This is a genomic window from Kribbella sp. (assembly GCF_035655035.1).
Lineage (GTDB): Bacteria > Actinomycetota > Actinomycetes > Propionibacteriales > Kribbellaceae > Kribbella.
Map to the genome: position 1 here is coordinate 1 of NZ_DASRVN010000600.1, position 2413 is coordinate 2413.

Below are 2413 nucleotides of genomic sequence, written 5' to 3' on the forward strand. Positions count from 1 at the left end.
CTTGCCCGCCGTCGACGCCCAGGGACCCAGCCGCGGCTGACCACACGAAGACTCCGAACGCCTCGAGAGTCCAGCTTCCGGGGGCGTTCCGCGTCAGCCGGACGTATCTGCCTCCCCGGAGTTCTGCATGCCGGCCTGGCGTGCGGCCGCTCGGGCACGGATCTTCTCGAGCTCGACTCGGTCTCTCTCATCCAGCCGCGCCAGCGTCTCAGGGTCGATCGGGACAGGTGCTTGGGCCAGCCGCTCGGCGAGGCTGCCGTACGAGGCGGTGGCAATCGGGATATCGATCCCTCCCTGGCCCGGCCAGAACTGGCCACCCCGCTCCAGCAGTTGCACCATCGGCTCGTACGGATCATCGAACCCCGGGAACCGTTCGTACGGCCGATCTCCGAGAGACGCCCACCGGAACATGTCTGTCACCACCTTGCGAACCTGCGGCATCAACTGATGCCCAACCGCAGCCTCCAGCCGCTCCAACCACACCGGATCTGTCTCGACCGACGGATCGAACGCCAGCGCAACCTCGGCGAGGGGCCACAAGTTCGTGATACCCAACGCGTTCGCCCAAATAGCCTTCCGCCGAAAGAACTCGCTGGCCAACGCACCCCGCGACGTCTGATGCAGATCTTCAGCCTCCTGGTCGTCCCAACGCGCCGCAGCCAGCCGCTCCAGCAACCGCTCACACGCAGCCGTGTCCGTCACAACCCGAGTCCTTCCTTCGCCAACCGAACCACCTCGTCCAGGTTCGACAAATCCTCCGCCACCCGCAGCCCATCTCTCGATATATCCAGCTTCTCCCAGTGTGCGAGCAGGTCCACCTTGTGCTCCTGCAGACTCCGTGGCGCTGTGATGTGTGCCGACGGATGCTCCGAGGTGACCTTCGCGACCCCGTACTCGTTGAAGGCATCCACATCAGCCGACTTGTAGGGCACTCCCGCCTCCATCAGTTTCGCCTCGACGTACTCGTGCGCGAGCAGTGACCAAAGCATCGTTTGCTGCTCGCCCGTCAGCTCACCGCCTGATGCGGCCGTTTCCCAGAGATCACCCATCACCGCGTCCGGTGTGAAGTAGCCGTGCCTGATCACGCCGGGCCTCACAGCGACGTCATGCGTGCGCATGAACAGGTTGTCCTTGGCTACCTCGACGACGTCGCGGGGAAATCCGCTGTTCTCGGCGACAGCGTCCACGTCATCGGTCTCCCGAATCCGCCGGTACGTCGCCATGTCCTCCGGATCAGCATCCTCGACGAACTCGTGCTCCGGTGCATCGCTGGCGTCAACGGGCCGATCTGGTTCAGACTCGATCCCTGCCGACTCGGTAGAGGCGTCGTCGCCGACGTAGGAATCCGCGGCAGCCGACTCACCGCCGTCAGCTCGGCGTTCGCTCTCCGTTGCTTCTGTCAGACCATCGTCAGACGCGTACGAGTTGTCGTTGTCAGGATCAGCACGGCGGTCTTGCCCGGCGGCCACGGTCCGGTCCGGCTCGGTGACACTCGACGGATCGTCGACGCGATCGCGACGACCTGACGACGTACTGGCTTCCTCCGCCGGCTTCGTCAGCGGTTGCTCCACGGGATCGGGTGACCGGCCGTTCGGATCGGAGCCATCCGGCGCCAGCGGTTGGTCCTCGAGATCCTCGTCCCATGCACCGTTGTCTTCACGGCCCCAGCCGGCACGCGAGAAGACCGGATCGTTGGCCATTTGCTGGCGAAGCTTCTCCGGCAGATGCGAAAGCTGATCGGCCACCTGCTCTCGGACGGCTTCCCCAGCCTCGGCGCCACGCGACTCGTCCGGTTCCGGTACGTCGGACGTTGCGGCCGGCTCCTTCGAGACGTCGGCGCGGTCTGATGCCGATCCGCGGGACGATGCGTGCTGCGTCCCGGCGACCGTGTCATCGGCTGAGAGCTGGCGCCCCGCTTCCACCGAGTACCGATCCGCCCACTCCGTCAACGGCTCGTCGACCGACCGATCCGCCGCACCCGAGGGCTCCCCTACCCGCCCGTCACCCCGAGCCACCTCGCGATCCGGCCGCAGCTGCGTCCCTCGATCGCGTTCCAGCCGTGAATCCACCGACCGGTCGAAACCAACACGAGAACCGTCCGACCGGTCTAATTCCAGTCGCGAGCCGTCAGCCCGCTCATGATCCGAGCCGGGCTCGCCTGCGCGGCCCCGATCCGAGCCGGCATTGCTGGACCGGTCACGCTCCGAGCCCGGCTCAGCGACTCGGTCGCGGTCCGGGCGCAAGCCCAGGCGATCGGGGTCCAGGTAGGGGCCCGGGGCGGGATCTGGGCGGGACTCAGAGGACTGGTCGGGATCCGGGCGGTTCGGTTCGCGGTCGGGTTCGCGTCGTCGCAGTTCGCCCACGGCCCGCCTTCCCCGAACGATCGGCACCAGGCAGCACAGTACTGCACACC

At 66.7% G+C, this 2413-nt stretch carries 3 protein-coding genes; 1 reads left to right on the forward strand and 2 read right to left on the reverse strand.

The genetic code is table 11. The features are described from left to right. Positions 1 to 93: 93 nt before the first annotated feature. Together VFF46_RS31820 and VFF46_RS31825 are read right to left on the reverse strand one after the other, a co-directional pair. Complete coding sequence (locus VFF46_RS31820; RefSeq protein WP_325040938.1) at positions 94 to 702, reverse strand: hypothetical protein; 609 nt, start codon at positions 700 to 702, stop codon at positions 94 to 96. After that, positions 699 to 2069, reverse strand: coding sequence for a hypothetical protein (locus VFF46_RS31825; protein WP_325040939.1), 1371 nt, complete (start codon positions 2067 to 2069; stop codon positions 699 to 701). The genes VFF46_RS31820 and VFF46_RS31825 overlap by 4 nt, the downstream gene beginning before the upstream one ends. Before the next feature lie 69 nt (positions 2070 to 2138). Between VFF46_RS31825 and VFF46_RS31830 the strand changes: the two genes are divergently transcribed. Further along, positions 2139 to 2413: hypothetical protein (locus tag VFF46_RS31830; protein ID WP_325040940.1), on the forward strand; the 275-nt coding region annotated here is incomplete at its 3' end.